Here is a 16,782-nt window from a genome sequence, read left to right on the forward strand (position 1 = left end):
AAGCCAATACCACACTTGCCATGATAGGCGACCCTAAACAAGCTATTTATGGTTTTAGGGGCGCAGATATATTCACCTATATAGGTGCAAAAGAGGCGGTAGACGAGCCACAACAATTTACATTGGGCACTAACTTTCGCTCAAGCAGCGATATAGTAAACAGCGTAAATAGCCTTTTTAGTAAACACGACAACAGCTTTATTTATAACGACGCCATACCGTTTAATAAAGTAAACGCTAAAGGTAAAAAAGCGGAAGACTCTTTTTTAATTGATGGTAAACCAGCCACTGCCTTTGAATTTAACGTGTTTGTAGATGAAGCCGCAGATGAAAAAAATAAGCCCACCAGCAAAGGGGTCGGCCAAGCACACTTAGCCACCTATTTTGCCAATAAAATAGTGACCCTACTTGAACACGCTAAGCAAGGCAAAGCGTGCATTGGCAACACACCAATCAGTGCGGCAGACATCTGTATTTTGGTACGAGATCGCGTTGAAGCGCAAATAATGAAAAAGGCACTGAGCGAGGCTAAAATTGCTAGTGTTTACTTATCGCGAGACAGCGTATTTAGCCAAGAGTTAAGTCATCATTTACTTAATTTTTTAACGGCATTACATGGTCAATATGACGAGTCATTGCTTCGTGGTGTGCTTGCAGGACCGTTATTTTGTTTAAGCTATAACGATATATATTTGCTCGCCGATAACGAGAACGCTTGGCAAGAACACCTAAACTTTTTTGCTCAACTTAGTCATATTTGGCATAAACAAGGGGCAATGGCTATGCTTGAGCGATTGCTAAGCCATAATCAGCTTAGTGCTAAATGGCAAGGCTTAGGCTATAACGTGGAGCGATGGCTTACCGACTTTAGGCACCTTGGTGAAATATTGCAGCAAAAACAAATTGAGCTTGAAGGTACATTGCGTTTACTGCGCTGGTTTGCGCAAAAGGTAAGCCAACAAGATGGCGAAACCGTGCAAGTACGTTTAGAAAGTGATGCCAACTTAGTCAAAATTGTGACGATGCACGCCTCAAAAGGGCTCGAATATCCATTGGTATTTATGCCCTTTGCCAGTGGCTATCGAGAAACTAAAGAAGCGCTGTATCATAAAAATGGCAAACTCATTTATGATTTGAGCAAGGATGAAGACGCACTCCAACAGGCTGAAAAAGAGCGCCTTGCAGAAGACTTACGTTTATTGTATGTGGCGCTTACCAGGGCTGTGCACTTTTGTGCTTTGGGTGTTTATAACATAGGGCAGGGGCAGAGTAGCCGCTTAGCGATTCAAAGTAGTGCATTAGGGCACGTATTATTTTCGGGGATAGAGGTGACCAGTAGTCAGATATGGCGCACCCATTTAATTGATTTTTGTAAAGCGCATTCAGCCATGGCTTACCATCAATTTACCTCTGAAGATTTACAATCTCAGGGGGCTTTGCAATTTATTAATACCAAGGCAGCCCAGCAAACATTGAGTGTAAATAACAGTACGGCTCATATTGAACGCGATTGGCGTGCAACCAGTTTCAGTGCTTTGAGTTTTAAAAAGCACAGCGACCAATTAGCGCCAGGGCGAAGCGATGAAGATCACGAAAAAGACGAATTTGCCGTGCAACAAGACGAACTCCCATCACCTTTCAGTTTTCCAAAAGGGGCAAAGCCAGGTAGTTGTTTGCACGAGATTTTAGAGCAAATAGATTTCACAAGCCCCGTTGTGCACCCAACTAACAGCGAACAAAACTTATCCCAAGTGATAAAACGTGCCTTTGAAAAATACCATATTAGCGACACATGGCAGCCGATTGCCCAGCAGTGGATATTAGATGTACTCAATTGCCCATTAAATACTCAAAATAACTTGAGTTTAAGTACACTAGCGCCGAGTGATTGCTTGGTCGAAATGGAGTTTAATTTACCGCTGACGGGCTTAAGTGCCCCCAAACTTAACGAAGTGCTCATTAAGCACTTTGGTTTTGTGCAAAGTAAGCTGGATTTTTCTCATGTTAAAGGGCTTTTAAAAGGCTTTGTGGATTTAATATTTTGCCACCAAGGTAAATATTATATTTTAGATTATAAATCTAATTACTTAGGTAACACGCCTAAAGATTATGAACCCGAGCAGCTAGAGCAAGCCATGAGCAGCCATCAATACCATTTACAGTATTTAATATATACCGTAGCGCTGCATAGACTATTAAAACAACGCATTAGTGACTACTCAATTGAACGCCACTTAGGAGGCGTGTACTACACCTTTTTGCGAGGCATGCCAGCTGGGCAAGGTGTCTTCTTTAATAAATTGACGTTAGAGCAAGTAACTATTTTAGATGGCTTATTTAGCCAAGGAGCCATGCTATGAGCGAGTTAAATCAGCAGCCGGGTTTATTTGACGCGTTAGATGATGAAGTTGAACAAACGTCTTCATCTTATGAGCAAAATACAGTGTCTAATAGTGTGGTTACTGAACTGCCATTGCTGGATTTTTTACTGGCTGAAAATCGAATACGAGTCGTTGACGTAAAACTTGCGCAACTACTCTCAAATACTCATGAAACAACCCATAATGAGCTGTTTTATATTGTTTTATTGTTATGTATAGCCCAGCAAAGCCAACATAGTTGCTTAACATTAAACACCATAGATTGGGCTAATCCGTTTAATTTGCGCCAAAGCGACTTTAATAAAATTGAAGGGAATATTCCCGATACATTTAGCCCATTTGCACAAGGGTTTGACCAACAAGCCGCCTTTACCTACTTGCAAAACCATCAAAGCGTCGGGGATGCCAAACCACTACAATTATTTGACCAACGCCTTTATTTTTCGCGTCTTGCTGCCTATGAGCAAATACTTGCAGGGCGTTTGTTAGCAATGAGTGAGCGACCACTTAATGTTGATAACCAAACTCTTGCAACCCTATTGCAGCATTATTTTGAAGCGCAATCAGAGGCAGGCATTGACTGGCAAAAAGTGGCGTGTGCCATTGCAGCAACTAAAGGGTTTAGTGTAATAACCGGTGGGCCAGGCACAGGAAAAACAACCACGGTAACTAAGTTGCTGGCTATATTGCAATCGCTTTATAAGTCGGCGCCATTAAGCATAAAGCTGGTGGCACCAACAGGTAAAGCCGCGGCAAGGCTAAGTGAGTCCATTTTAGGGGCTAAAAACCAGTTAACGAGTATACCTGATGATATTAAAGCGCTAATTCCTGATACCGCGCAAACTATTCATCGTTTATTGGGGGTAAAACCGTTTACGAATAAATTTAGACACAGCCAAGGCAACCCACTGCATTTAGATGTGTTGATTATTGATGAAGCAAGCATGGTGGATTTATCACTAATGGCGAAATTAATAGAGGCCTTGCCTGCGCATGCTCGATTAATATTGTTGGGTGACAAAGACCAACTTGCTTCAGTTGATACTGGCAGCGTAATGAGTGATATATGCCAAGGGCTGACCCTTGGGAGCACACCAAGCTACTCAAACCAACGATGTAATGAATTAAATGCGCTTTGTTTTAATAACCAGCCCACATTAACACCGCAGGGAAATAGCCCATTTAAACTAGCCGATTGCATTGCATTTTTACAACGCAGTTACCGCTTTGACGCTAAAAGTGGCATAGGCCAATTGGCATTAGCGGTAAACACGAACAATAGTGGTTTATTAAATTATGTAGAGCAAGAGAGTGTTGAAGGGCGCTTTAATGATGTTATTTTGGATTACGACTTTATAGGTAAACCAATAGAGAACCTAGTAAATCGAGCGGCCAAACATTATGCACATTATTTAAATTTAATTGCTCAAGGTGAGAGTGTAGCTAAAGTGCATGCTGCGTTTGCTGGGTATCAATTACTGGCCGCAGTAAAAGAGGGCGACTACGGCGTTAATAGTTTGAATCAACGCATTGAACGTACCCTGCAGCAACAAGGGTTGATAAACGTTAACCCAAATCAGCGCCATTATAATGGTATGCCCATAATGGTGAGCCAAAACGATTATCAATTAAAGCTTTTTAATGGCGATATTGGTATTTTAATGAATGATGAAGCTGGGCAGCTTAAGGCTATATTTATTGACGAGCAGGGCGGCACACGTGCATTTTCACCGGCGCGTTTACCCGCCCACGATAAAGTATTTGCAATGACCATACATAAATCACAAGGGTCAGAATTTAGCTATACCGCGATGGTTTTACCACCACTGCAGCAAGCAAGTGTTGGAGTTAATCGCCAGCTTGTTTATACCGGTATTACCCGTGCTAAGCACACGTTTGAGCTAGTTGCCGACAAAAAAGTGTTGCAATTGGCAATGAACAAAACCGTATCGCGCTCATCCGGTTTATATGAGCGATTACAAGTGAAATAACATTATGAAAACCCCTTTTACAATAAACCGTATAACCACTAATTTTGGTATATTTAAAGTCAAAGGGGTGTGGTGTTCTAAATACAAAACCATAGGTAGCGAAGATATAACTTCGCTGCAAGTAATGGGAACAGATGGTTGGGTGTGCTTAAATCATAAATCTAAAGACTGCGCCCAGTGCATTGATAAATTATTGCCGGAGTTATTGCTGCAATTAAAAATATGAAAAATAAGAGTAAACAACCATTTTTATAAAAATAGTCGAGTTCAAAGTTTGACTTATAATTAGGCTATATTAAAGTAATATATATTCAAAAATTTATGTTTAACATGTATTTTTGCCATTCTAAAGTGTTGGTTTTGATGACATATAAAACATACTCTTAAGCTTTAAAGTGACAGTTAACTGTTATTTTGTACTAAATTAGCTCCTAAATTTATAAATTTTATATCACGCATATTGGTAAGGATATTAATGTTTTTTTCTAATAGTAAACAAAACGAAATAGCATCATTAAAAGCGGAGCTTTATCCCCTGCAACAAGTATGGGAAGGCCTTAATCGTGAAATGCTGGTGATTAATATCCTTTATGATGGGCGAATTTCCCACGCTAATGAACAGCTATTAAAAATGTTGGGTTATCGAGAAAATCATATTATTAATACACCAATTGTAGATATTATTTCTGAGCACTCTCAACACTCTGAAGAATATAAAAGCCTACAAAAAGCAATTAAAAAAGAGGGCCATTGGGGCGGTGCATTACAATTTATTCGCCAAGATGGCCAAGTTGAATGGTTGCGCTTAATTGTTCACCCTGTAAAAGGTGAGCAAGATCAGCTTTTGTATTTTTCTATTTTTTGTACCGTATTAACCAAAACAATTACTGCATCTCGTGAGCAAAGTGACACAATTAAAGCAATTTATCGTTCTATGGCGGTTATTGAATTTGATTTAGAGGGGCATGCTTTAAAAGCTAATCAGCAATTTTTAGACGCTATGAGCTATAAAGAAAAAGAAATTTTGGGTCAGCATCACCGAATTTTTTGTGAGCGCGAAGAGGCTGAATCTCCAGAGTACCAAACGTTTTGGCAAAAACTTAGGCAGGGTCAGTTTATTGCGTCTCGATTTAAGCGAGTAGATAAGCACGGCAATGTTGTATGGTTAGAGGCATCTTACAATCCTATTTCTAACGATGCTGGAAAACTGTATAAAGTAATGAAATTTGCCACGGTAATAACAGAGCAAGTAAATCGAGAAATTGCAATTTCGCAAGCAGCAGAAATTGCCTACAGCACGTCAACCCAAACAGATAAAAAAGCAGAGCAAGGCGCTGAAGTAGTTAAAGACACTGTGGCAGTAATGACAGAGCTTGCAATTAATATGGAACAAGCGGCAAGTGAAATTTCGGCATTAGATCAACAATCTCAGCAAATAGCGAGCATAGTTCAAAGCATTAGCAGCATTGCAGAGCAAACTAATTTGCTCGCATTAAATGCAGCCATTGAAGCGGCTCGTGCTGGTGAGCAAGGTCGGGGGTTTGCCGTTGTAGCAGACGAAGTTCGTTTACTCGCATCACGCACGTCTAAAGCAACAGAAGAAATTGTAGAAGTTGTACAGCGTAACCAATCTCAAACTCAAAACACAGTAGATGTGATTGAAAAAGGTAAAGAAAAAGCAGAGCAAGGCTTAGCTTTATCTAAAGAGTCTGGACATGTAATGACTGAAATTCAAAATGGTGCTCAAGAAGTTGTAAATGCTATAGGGCAATTTACAAGCGAGCTTAAAGGTCAATAATTGTTATAACATCAATCTATGTGTACCAAACTTAAAATCTTTTAGGTTTGGTACCGTATATTTTTAGCGCCTCATCAATATTTAATATTACAAACCTCCCATAATAATCCTAAATATAACAATTCTTACTATATTGATTTAATTGGATTAAATTTATATTTATTACAAATGATAATAATTTGTTGCATTTTTGTACTTTGTTCCTAATACTGGTCATTGTCTGGACTGATGAGTTACACACATTGCTTAGCTAAGCACTTTATACCAATTCGCTTAATTAAGTGATCTAGTTTGAGGGTGAAAAAACATGTTGATAGCCAGCAAAAAATTCGCTATTTGGTTGCTCTAATTAAGAATTTTTTAACGTCGTTAACGTGAGATATAAGCCTTACATATGCGTAATTATTTCTGTTCAGCACAAAAAAATAATGACAATGAATACCTTAACTAAAAATATTAAACACACACATTAAGGAATTTTATGAACAACACACACACACACAAATGGCTGAAGCCACAACATATACTAGGCGCATGCCTTGCTATGGTAATAAGCTTTTCAGCTGCGAGTAAAGATCACAAAATAATATTAATCCATGGCTTGCAGGTTTCTCAAATAACCAATAAATCAGGTAGCGACGTTGTAAACGATGGCGAAACATATTGGCAGTCCTATTGGAATAACCGAGCAGATGAGCGAATTGATTGGCCTGCCTACGAGCGTGTTGAAGGTAAAATAGCAACAGATTGGGTTTGGCCTAAATTAAAGCAATTATCGCGCTCAAACTTATGTGCTGATGGTTGTGTATTAGTGACACACTCAACGGGGGATTTAATTGCACGCCATATTATTGATAACCAAGCAAACTGGTTAGAAAACGCAGGGCTTACTCCACTTAATATTGTTGCTACATTTGATTTAGCTGGTGCTGGTGGCGGTAGTGAACTTGCTGATGTTGCTGTAAGCGCACTAACCGGTGCCTCATGGAATTTTGCTATAGATGCAGCACTTAGATGGTGGCTAGGAAGCGATGTTACTGAAGCGGTTGGCGTGTTACATGATTTAAAAGTAAATAATGCGCGTAAAATTTCTCCATTTCCAGATGCGCGTACACCTCGTTTACGTTTTGTTGCTGACGGTAATGAATTCTTAGGTATCACAGGCGCATTTTTAAAAGGTAATGACGATTCGGTTGTTGCGTCGCACTCATCATGCGGTGCAAGCTCAGCGCGTTCATTTGGTAGCTGTAGTAGCAGTATTGATACTGATGGTCGATTAAAATCACAAAGCGATGCTGTAAATAGTTTTATGCCTAATCATTATCCTATGATGATGAGCGACAGCTACAGCCATAACGAAATTCATAATGCTCAGCGTAAAGGTAATGTAACCATTGCTATGAATAATATAAATGTTGATGGGCAAAATGTTGGTTTTAATACATTTGATCAGACAACGGGTACGTGGTTTTGGAAAAAGAACTATCGCTATATTAAAAACTCAAATACAACGAGTGCTTCTGCATTAATTTATAATGTGATCCCATAAACGTTGAATGTGCAGCTTTTTTAAGCTGCACTTTTTATAAGGATTGAAGTATAAATGATAAAAAAAATCTTCGTTGTCATTTCAATAATGGCTGTATTTGCTTTACTAGTATGGCCCTCTCAAGAAGAGGTAGAGGCTGAGGTTTCTGTTGTTAAGGTAAAACAGCCTGCCACCGTTGAGCATAAATCAAACTTACAAAAAAGCACTGCAAATTTGCCCGGTAAATCACCACAGAAGCATAAAGTAACAACCGATTATAATAGCAACTTAGCAAAAGCCGCTGAGCAGATTGCAATTCAATATGAAAGTGCACTTAAATACCCACCGTATTCACAACCCTTATCTGAATTTGATGAAGACCGTTTAAAACCTAATCAATTTTATCCTGTTGAAAGCCCAATAGATGACAAAGGAAATGCAGTTACAATCAGCCTGAGTAAATATAGGTTTGTTTACCCAGAAGAAATTACATTAAAAGTCAGCGCAGGGGGCCTTAAAAATGTGATTGTAGAGCTTGCCAATACAGATACAAAAGAGATAGTAACAACTTATAAAAGTAACGCGCGAGAGGGCGAAGCCAATGTTATTTTTAAAGCAGAGGAAGACTACCCGCGAAATTTACAAATATTTGTTGAAGCTAATGTTGATGGGAAACAAATCCCCGTGGTGGCGCAAATCCAATATATGCCTCCAAGTGCTACACTTCTTGGCTTTGAATCGGCATATCCACAAAATGAAAACATGCTTATACCCGCCAATTTAAAAGTAGCTAAAAAAGGCTTGTATCGTCTTCGGGCAAATCTGTTTAGTGGCGACACACCACTTGCGCATTTGGTGAGTAAACAACGTTTAAGTAAAGGAAGCCAAACTATTGATTTAAAAGCGCACTGGTCAATTTTGCCACAAGGTATGGCTGATATGCGATTGAGTGGATTTGTAATTGAAAGAATGTCCCCCAGTCCTGGTGAGCGAAACAGTTTTGGTAACAGTGAAGTTAGTCATTTTGATATAAATGACTTTCCTTATGACAGTTTACAACAGCTGCCGTACCAACCTAATGAACAAGAAAAATTAAGCTTGGAGTTTTTACAAGGATTAGCCGAGGGTTAAACTGGTTTTGGGTTTGCTATAAAGCAAACCCAAAAATACAACGTAGTTAACTTAAGTTGATTGTAACAACACCCGAATTTTCGTCGTCTGCATCGCTGTTGACCGGTACTTTAGGAATATCTGGCTTGTCGAGTGCAATATCACCGCCGTCAATAACTTCACCCGTTTTTAGGTTTTCAAAGTCAAATAATTGAGCATCGGCTAAGTGAGATGGCACTACATTTTGCATTGCAGTAAAAATACTTTCTATGCGACCCGGATGATCTTTATTCCATTGCGCCAACATATTTTTTGTATGTTTACGTTGCAGGTTCTCCTGAGAACCACACAAGTTACAAGGAATAATTGGGTAGCCTTGAGTAAATGCATATTTACTAATATCAGCTTCTTTACAGTAAGCAAGGGGGCGAATAACCATATGCTCGCCGTTGTCGCTCATTAATTTAGCTGGCATACTTTTTAGTTTTCCACCATAAAACATGTTTAAAAACAGTGTTTCAATCATGTCGTCTCGGTGATGGCCAAGGGCTATTTTAGTTGCGCCAAGTTCTTTAGCTGTGCGGTATAAAATACCACGACGTAAGCGAGAACACAGCGAACAGGTGGTTTTACCTTCAGGAATTATATCGGTGACAATGCTGTAGGTATCTTCTTCTACAATTTTGTACTCTACATCGAGTTTGTCTAGGTACTCGGGTAAAACATGTTCAGGGAAGCCGGGCTGTTTTTGGTCGAGGTTAACAACCACAAGATCAAATTTAATCGGTGCAACACGTTTAAGGTGCTGCAGCATTTCAAGCATTGTATAGCTATCTTTACCACCCGAGAGGCAAACCATAATGCGGTCACCTTCTTCAATCATGTTAAAGTCCATAACGGCTTGACCCGTTAAACGGCGTAAACGCTTTTGTAACTTATTAAAGTTATATTGAGCTTTGGCTTGAGCTGAGTTAGACACTACGCCCCCTTAGTAAACAATGCGGCAAAATACTTGCTAGAAATAAAGGGGCGTATTATATGTTATTAGCATATTGGGAGCTACAGCAAAATTTATTAATCTTTTGCTAATGGGCTTACATAGCCATCTGGTTTTAGTGCTAATACATCGCAGTCTAGGCTATCTATTACATGCTCTGCAGTATTGCCTACCAATGCGGCGCTTAATCCTGTACGGCCTACGGTTCCAATAACAACCAGCTCGCTGTTAAGGCGTTTAGCAATGTCGGGGATCACGTCTTCTGGTAAACCTTCTTCGATAAAGCAGTGCTCACTAGTTAAAGCAAACTCAGTAGCCAGTGCATTGGTTGATTCTATATGGTGTTTTTTTACTGACTCGTTGTAAAGACTAGGATTAAACTCTGGTATTTCAATGGCTATATTAATAGGGGTTGCGGGGAATGCATTGACTAAATTCAGCTTTGCGTTAGCAAGCTCACATAAAAATTGCGCGTCTTTAATTATACGTTTGTTTAACGCAATATGCTGATCATTCTCACTCACTGCGTTAACTGCAGCTAAAATATTGCCATTTTCAGGCCATGCCATTTCTTTTACAAATAACACCGGAGTAGGGCATTTACGCACTAAATGCCAGTCTGTTGGGGTAAATATTACCGATTTTAGTGCACCATGTTGATGGGTACTTTTAATAACTAAATCGTAGTTTTTATCAATAACTGTTTCAATAATGGCTTCGTAAGGGCGGTTATGCCAAACAACTAACGTTTCAATATTTAGCGTGTTATGAGGTGAAACTAAATCGTTTAGCCATAGTTCGCGGTCTTTTAAAACGGCTTCTCGCATGGCTTCGCGCTCATCGCCTGAGAGCATGGTTGTCATTTCATACGAAAAATCATATACCGTCATAAAGGCAGTAATGGTTGCGCCAGATTTTTTTGCCAGCTCGACTGAGCGCGCTAAACCGTGTTGGTCGTCTTTGGTAGGGTCAATAACCGCAAGAATGCGTTTAATTGTGTTCATGTGCTACTCCATTTACCTAACTGGTGTACTTTTAGTGTAACTCAAATACAAAACAGTTAAAGGCCTAGCACATAAATTGTTGTTCTATATCAATGTATATCTATCTAACAATGGCTGCCGTTTTAGCCAGTGCGTCATTATCTAAAATAGTAATAAACTTGCCTTCTACTTTAATCAAATCAGCCTTTTGAAAGCGGCTTAATAAACGGCTAATAGTTTCTACTGTTAGGCCTAAGTAATTACCTATTTCACCACGGGTCATGGTAAACCTAAATTCTTTACGCGAAAAACCACGTTCACCAAATCGTTCCGATAAGTTATAAACAAAACTAGCTAAACGTTCTTCTGCCGATTTTTTGTTAAGTAGTAACAACATTTCTTGATCGTAGGTAATTTCACTGCTCATTAAACGCATTATTTGCTGGCGTAGTTTAGGTAATTTACCTGCAAGTTCATCAAGGGTGTCAAAGGGAATTTCGCAAATCATTGAGGTTTCTAAGGCTTGAGAAAAGCTCTGATGTGTCATTTTACTAATTGCATCAAATCCTACTAAATCGCCTGCTAAATGAAAGCCAGTAATTTGCTCATCGCCTTGCTCAGACAAGGTGTATGATTTAAATGAGCCAGATCGTACTGCATAAATCGCTTTTAATGGAGCACCCGATTCAAACAAGTAATCTCCCTTGTGTAATGGCTTTTTTCGCTCAATAATTTCGTCAAGTTTATCCATTTCTTGGCCATTTAACGAAAATGGCAAACACAATTGGCTTATGCTGCAGTTATTACAGCTAATAGCACAATTACCTTTAGCGCGACTTTGAGTGAAATCCATAATTTTATCCGTTTTAGTTTTTATATACTGGGGCAAATAAACCTCGAAAGGTTAATACATCTTAAACATTAATGTACTAACTTATCGGTTGCAATAATCAATAAGTAGATACCATACCAAATTATAACACTCCCTAATACAATGCGGGTCCAGGGATGATTTATTATGCTATTAAGTTTTTGCGCCGCAATGCCTACGGTGATCATGGCTGGAAATGTACCTAGTGCAAAACATAACATCACTATTGCGCCATCAAATGCTGTTGGGCTTGTCATTGCCCATGTTAGCGCAGAGTAAACCAAACCGCATGGCAACCACCCCCATAATGCACCATAACCTAATGCTTTAACCGTTGAGTCAACGGGCATTAAATATTTATTAAGCTTAACAATATGCTGCCAAATAAGCGTTTTGCCTATTTTTTCGAGCCATTGCAATGTTGGACCTAAACGCATTATGTAAACGCCAACCAAAAGCATAAAAATGGCAGCAATAAATGAAAGCGTTATAGCGAATGATGTGTTTTGTTTAGCAAATTGGCTGCTTATACCCGCAACGAGTGAGCCTGCAACCATGTAACTTAATGCTCGGCCAATATTATAAGCAAATGAGTAGGAGAGTGTTTTTCGCTTGTCGCTGGCTAATTGTAAAGAGCTTGCAATCCCTCCACACATTGCTATGCAGTGACCGCTACCAATTAAGCCCATTAAAAATGCGCTTATGTATAAAGGGTCAATCATTGCTTTTATTATGCTGCTCTTTGTCATCTTCAAACAAAATACTGTGGCCTTGTTTGTTTAAATCAGAAAACTGCTCGCTTCTTACTGCCCAAAAAAATACGCCAATAGCAATAAGTACAAACAAAATGGCAATGGGGATCAAAATGTAAATTATGCTCATAACTTTAATAGCCTCAGTGAATTACATATCACAATAATCGAACTGGCAGACATGCCAATGACCGCCATCCAAGGAGCAACTAATCCAAGCGCTGCAAGCGGTAAGATTGAGCCATTATACAACAATGACAATGTTAGGTTTTGTTTAATAATACGCCGAGTTTGTTTAGCTATATTCAGTAAGTGATCAATAGACGCTAAATCGCTATTTAGCAGTACAACATCGGCGCTGTTTTTTGATATATCAGCGCCGGTTTCCATTGCAATAGACAAGTGAGCACTTGCAAATACAGGGCTATCGTTTATACCATCACCCACCATAGCGACTACTTCATTTTGAGATGAAAATGCCTCTACGGCGGTTTGTTTATCTTTTGGTGAGCAACCAGATTGCACGCTGTCTAATTTTAATTGCTTAGCTACTTTGTTGCCCGCATCTGACGCATCACCAGTTAACATGTGGCAAGTTAATTGCTGTGCGTGTAACGATTTAATTAAACTTTCGGCATCGTGCTTTACTTTATCCACAAAATAAAAGCGTGCCACAACACGTTTGTTTATGTACAAACTGGCCTGTGCGTTTGTTTTTTTACTATCAAACCAACCACTTTTACCTATAGCATAATGAAAGGTTTCATCTTGTGCACTGATCCCTAAACCTGCGTGCACTTCAATGTTATGCAGCGTATGCTTTGCTGGAGTGAAACCATCAAAAGCAGTTGCAATCGGGTGCTCAGAAAAACGCTCCAACATTGCTGCAATGGCCATTACATCATCTTTTGAATAGTGGCTGTCGATAATATCGACCTCATCAAGGCTAAATTTACCTTGGGTGAGTGTGCCTGTTTTATCGAACGCAAATAACGTTAATTTGGAGAGTGTTTCAAGTACATGAGCTTGCTTAATTAAAATTCCCTTTTTGGTGAGGCTGGCAATTGCACACGTTAAAGCAGTCGGTATTGCTAAACTTAAGGCACAAGGGCAGGTTGCAACTAACACTGAAATAGTGATCCAAAAAGCGTGCTCGGGATCAATTTGATACCACCCAATAGCGGTTAATGAGGCAAATACTAACAAGCAAGCTACAAACCCTTGAGCGACTTTATCAGTTATTTCGACCAGTTTGGGGCGTTTTGTGAGTGCATTGTGCTGCAGGCGAATAATCTGATTTAAAAGTGTATTTTGACCTATTTTGTTTATTTTAATTTCAATAACACCATCGTGGTTTACACAGCCGGCATACACATTATGGCCTATAAACTTGTTAACGGGTTGGTGCTCGCCGGTCATCATTGATTCATCAACCGTCGTTTTACCTTTAATGAGTTCGCCGTCGGCGGGAATGGTTTCACCTGCTTTAATAAGCACAACATCATTAAGTTTAAGCTTTTTAGCCGCAATAATGAGTTCTTCACCACTATCTGTAAGCGTGCGAGCCGTTAATGGTAGTAACTTTTGAAGGTTTGCTGTGTATTCACTTGCTTTTAAGCGTGCTCTAAATTCTAAATATTTACCTAGTAATAATAAAAAGGTAAACATGCAAATAGATTCAAAATATACCTCACCAACTTGCATAACAGTGGCATAACAACTGGCTCCGTAGGCGCCAAAAATGGCTAAGGATACAGGTAAATCCATATTAAGCTGCTTAGCTTTTAAGCCGTTAATTGCATTGGTTAAAAAGGGCAGGGCACTATACAAAATAACGGGAGAAGCAAGTACTAAGCTTATCCATCTAAAGTACTGTTCAAAATTACTATCCATACCTGAAAACATGCCAAAATACATGGCAAATGCAAACATCATTACTTGCATTGTCATTAAGCCTGCCACGCCTAAGCGGCGAATATATGCTTTGGCAGTTTGTTGCTTTTGTTGTGCTTCGGTATCGGCTTGAAATGGGTACGCCTTGTAACCAATTTTGGCCAAGGCAGTAATCACTTCGCTCAGTGGTGTTGCTGTTTTGTCCCACTGGATCATTGCACGGTTAGTTGAGGTATTTACATCCACTCGCTTTACGGTGTTTAAACTCAATAATTGCTTTTCTATAAGCCACGCACATGCAGCGCACGTAATGCCTTCAACACTCAATAATACTTCTGAAATATTGTTACTCGTGGCTATAAATTCATCTTGAATATCTTCGTTGTCATAACTTTTAATAAATGCCAATTGCTCAGGAACAAGTTGGTCCACTTTACCCGCACTGACTGTGCGGTACTTGTAGTAATCAGTCATTCCTTGCTCAACAATATTTTGCGCTACGGCCTGGCAACCAATGCAACACATTGGCTGGGGGGTATCGTCTATTGTAACTGTGGCGCTAAATCCTTTTGGCACACTCTCAAGGCAATGAAAGCAAGAGTTAGACATAGTAATAACTACTTATAGTTTGGCGTAACTAAAACGGTTTCAACCGTGGGTAGGGTAATGTTTTCTTTTAATTTCCATGTTTTATCGATAGGTTCAATAAAAATGGAGTAAGCACCCTCAGTGTAATTTTCAAGTAGTGCGGTGAATTCTTTGTTTGCATTAGCTGTAAGTGTCGCTTCAAAGTCGTGAGCTTTAATTGTACGGTGATAAAACGATACTTTTAAAGCCGGTACATTACTGCTATCGCCTTTGGTAAATTTAAAACTCACTCGGTCATTAGTTACTGCTAATTCACCATGTAAATAGAGCGCTTTAGCTTTCTCGAATTTACTGAGCTCTAAATTAATTGCTTTACCTTTTTTATAGTAATCATCAACAACCATATCTGGGCCGTTGCCAATTGCTGTTATCAGTAAAGTAATACAGCCAACAATGGCTGCTAGCGGGAAAAAAATTAAAAACCAAGGCCAAAAGTTTTTATACCACGGAGTAGGTTGCATAGTGACTCTAATGTTAGTTTCGAAGAAGGTATTTTATAGTAATTGTACGTAAAAGACTAAAAAAAAGCCTCCAAGTGGAGGCTTTTTTGATCTGGATTAATCTATTGAATTTAATAAATTAATTTATAAACATTCTATTAACAGTGTGCTTATTTATCTTGCGATAAATTGTAAACGTACGCTGTTAAAAGGTGGATTTTATCTTCACCTAAAATGTCTTTCCATGCAGGCATTACACCAGCACGACCGTTAAGCAGAGTTTCTTCAACGGCACGTTGAGAACCACCGTATAACCAAATGTTATCTGTTAGGTTAGGCGCGCCAAACGGTAGGTTGTGAGCAACCGACCCTTTACCGTCTGCACCGTGACATGCTGCACACATTGCAAACTTAGCTGCACCGGCGGCTGCATCTTTTTGGTTAACGGTACGACCAGAAAGGCTTAGCACGTGTGCTGTCATTTCTTTTATACCTTGTTCACCTAATGCTGCACCCCAAGGAGGCATAGCTGCAACACGACCAATAAGAAGTGTTTCTCTAATTTTGTCTGGTGTGCCACCGTATAACCAATCTTTATCAGTTAGGTTAGGGAAGCCAATGCCGCCACGTGCATCAGAGCCATGACACTGCGCACAGTTTTGTGAGAACAAACGTTGACCAATTTCTAACGCTAATTGACCATCTGTTTGTTCATGCTCAGTACCATTTTCAAGGGCTAGCTGCTGTGCTGCATCACCATCGATTTTAGATTGAACCAAATCTAAAACAGGTACTTTTGCAAGTCGATTAAAAATAGGACCAAAACGCTCCTCTGCTGCTTCATACTCTTTATCAAGCTTTACAAAACGGCCTTCTTCAGCTGCTAACTTAACGGCTTCTTTCGATTCCGCTAAAGATGTAATACCCTGATTAGAGCTTGTCCATTTACCTAACCCTTCCCAGTTACCTAAACCTGGATAAGCCGCTAAATAGTAAACCGCCCATATAAATGTTGCGAAGAACATGTAAGTCCACCACTTAGGTAGCGGATTGTTCAGTTCGGTAATACCGTCATACTCATGCCCACAATCTTCACCTTCTTCAACACCAGCGTAGTTTTTTAAGTTCCACACTAATAGGCCAAAGATAATAAGTAAGCATGCTAGGGTTAAAACAATAACCCAAATACTCCAAAAGCTAGTCATTTTTCAGACTCCTTTTCCTCGTTAGAGAGTGTGTTGTTATGTTTTTTTTCATCTTCAAAAATGGCATTAGCAGCGTCGTCAAAACGATTTTTGGTACGCTTGCTGTATGCCCATACAACAATCACAATAAACAATACTAAAATTACCAGAGTTAAAATGCCTCTGTATGTTCCGTAATCCATAAT

Annotated in this window: 15 protein-coding genes; 6 read left to right on the forward strand and 9 right to left on the reverse strand. The window is 39.4% G+C overall.

What is annotated here, in order from left to right:
* The 6 genes from ATS71_RS17930 to ATS71_RS17955 form a co-directional block, all read left to right on the forward strand.
* The coding region (locus ATS71_RS17930; RefSeq protein WP_235591530.1) for a 3'-5' exonuclease at positions 1–2,360 on the forward strand (2,360 nt) is incomplete at its 5' end.
* Entirely contained in the window at positions 2,357–4,372 is a 2,016-nt protein-coding gene (gene recD / locus ATS71_RS17935; protein WP_058406017.1) for an exodeoxyribonuclease V subunit alpha, read from the forward strand. The genes ATS71_RS17930 and recD, both read left to right, overlap by 4 nt.
* 4 nt (positions 4,373–4,376) lie before the next feature.
* Positions 4,377–4,598 (forward strand): hypothetical protein, encoded by a 222-nt coding sequence (locus tag ATS71_RS17940; protein ID WP_058406018.1) that lies wholly within the window; start codon positions 4,377–4,379, stop codon positions 4,596–4,598.
* A gap of 249 nt (positions 4,599–4,847) precedes the next feature.
* On the forward strand, positions 4,848–6,170 hold the full coding sequence (locus tag ATS71_RS19400) for a methyl-accepting chemotaxis protein (protein WP_058406019.1): 1,323 nt from the start codon (positions 4,848–4,850) through the stop codon (positions 6,168–6,170).
* Positions 6,171–6,651: 481 nt separating this feature from the next.
* Complete coding sequence (locus tag ATS71_RS17950) at positions 6,652–7,719, forward strand: hypothetical protein (RefSeq protein ID WP_058406020.1); 1,068 nt, start codon at positions 6,652–6,654, stop codon at positions 7,717–7,719.
* A gap of 54 nt (positions 7,720–7,773) precedes the next feature.
* A complete protein-coding gene (locus ATS71_RS17955; protein ID WP_082653645.1) occupies positions 7,774–8,829 on the forward strand; it encodes a hypothetical protein in 1,056 nt (351 codons plus the stop codon).
* Between the two features lie 46 nt (positions 8,830–8,875).
* Here the strand turns inward: ATS71_RS17955 and ttcA are convergent, their stop codons facing one another.
* From ttcA to ATS71_RS18000, 9 genes are all read right to left on the reverse strand, one after another.
* Complete coding sequence (gene ttcA / locus ATS71_RS17960; protein WP_058406021.1) at positions 8,876–9,787, reverse strand: tRNA 2-thiocytidine(32) synthetase TtcA; 912 nt, start codon at positions 9,785–9,787, stop codon at positions 8,876–8,878.
* A gap of 95 nt (positions 9,788–9,882) precedes the next feature.
* Entirely contained in the window at positions 9,883–10,809 is a 927-nt protein-coding gene (gene uspE / locus ATS71_RS17965; RefSeq protein WP_058406022.1) for a universal stress protein UspE, read from the reverse strand.
* A gap of 100 nt (positions 10,810–10,909) precedes the next feature.
* Complete coding sequence (locus ATS71_RS17970) at positions 10,910–11,641, reverse strand: FNR family transcription factor (RefSeq protein ID WP_058406023.1); 732 nt, start codon at positions 11,639–11,641, stop codon at positions 10,910–10,912.
* Positions 11,642–11,709: 68 nt separating this feature from the next.
* Positions 11,710–12,381: a sulfite exporter TauE/SafE family protein gene (locus ATS71_RS17975; RefSeq protein WP_058406024.1), complete on the reverse strand. Its 672-nt coding sequence runs from the start codon at positions 12,379–12,381 to the stop codon at positions 11,710–11,712.
* The gene (gene ccoS, locus ATS71_RS17980) at positions 12,374–12,541 is read right to left on the reverse strand and encodes a cbb3-type cytochrome oxidase assembly protein CcoS (RefSeq protein WP_006794301.1); all 168 of its coding nucleotides are present in this window, start codon (positions 12,539–12,541) and stop codon (positions 12,374–12,376) included. Before ccoS ends, ATS71_RS17975 begins: the two co-directional genes overlap by 8 nt.
* Positions 12,538–14,913, reverse strand: a complete 2,376-nt coding sequence (locus ATS71_RS17985; RefSeq protein WP_058406025.1) for a heavy metal translocating P-type ATPase — start codon at positions 14,911–14,913, stop codon at positions 12,538–12,540. The genes ccoS and ATS71_RS17985 overlap by 4 nt, the downstream gene beginning before the upstream one ends.
* An 8-nt stretch (positions 14,914–14,921) precedes the next feature.
* Positions 14,922–15,413, reverse strand: a complete 492-nt coding sequence (locus ATS71_RS17990) for a FixH family protein (RefSeq protein ID WP_058406026.1) — start codon at positions 15,411–15,413, stop codon at positions 14,922–14,924.
* A gap of 149 nt (positions 15,414–15,562) precedes the next feature.
* Complete coding sequence (locus ATS71_RS17995; protein ID WP_058406027.1) at positions 15,563–16,597, reverse strand: c-type cytochrome; 1,035 nt, start codon at positions 16,595–16,597, stop codon at positions 15,563–15,565.
* A complete protein-coding gene (locus ATS71_RS18000; protein ID WP_006794297.1) occupies positions 16,594–16,779 on the reverse strand; it encodes a CcoQ/FixQ family Cbb3-type cytochrome c oxidase assembly chaperone in 186 nt (61 codons plus the stop codon). Before ATS71_RS18000 ends, ATS71_RS17995 begins: the two co-directional genes overlap by 4 nt.
* Positions 16,780–16,782: the final 3 nt, after the last annotated feature.

It is taken from the genome of Pseudoalteromonas sp. H71 (assembly GCF_001468485.1).
Lineage (GTDB): Bacteria > Pseudomonadota > Gammaproteobacteria > Enterobacterales > Alteromonadaceae > Pseudoalteromonas.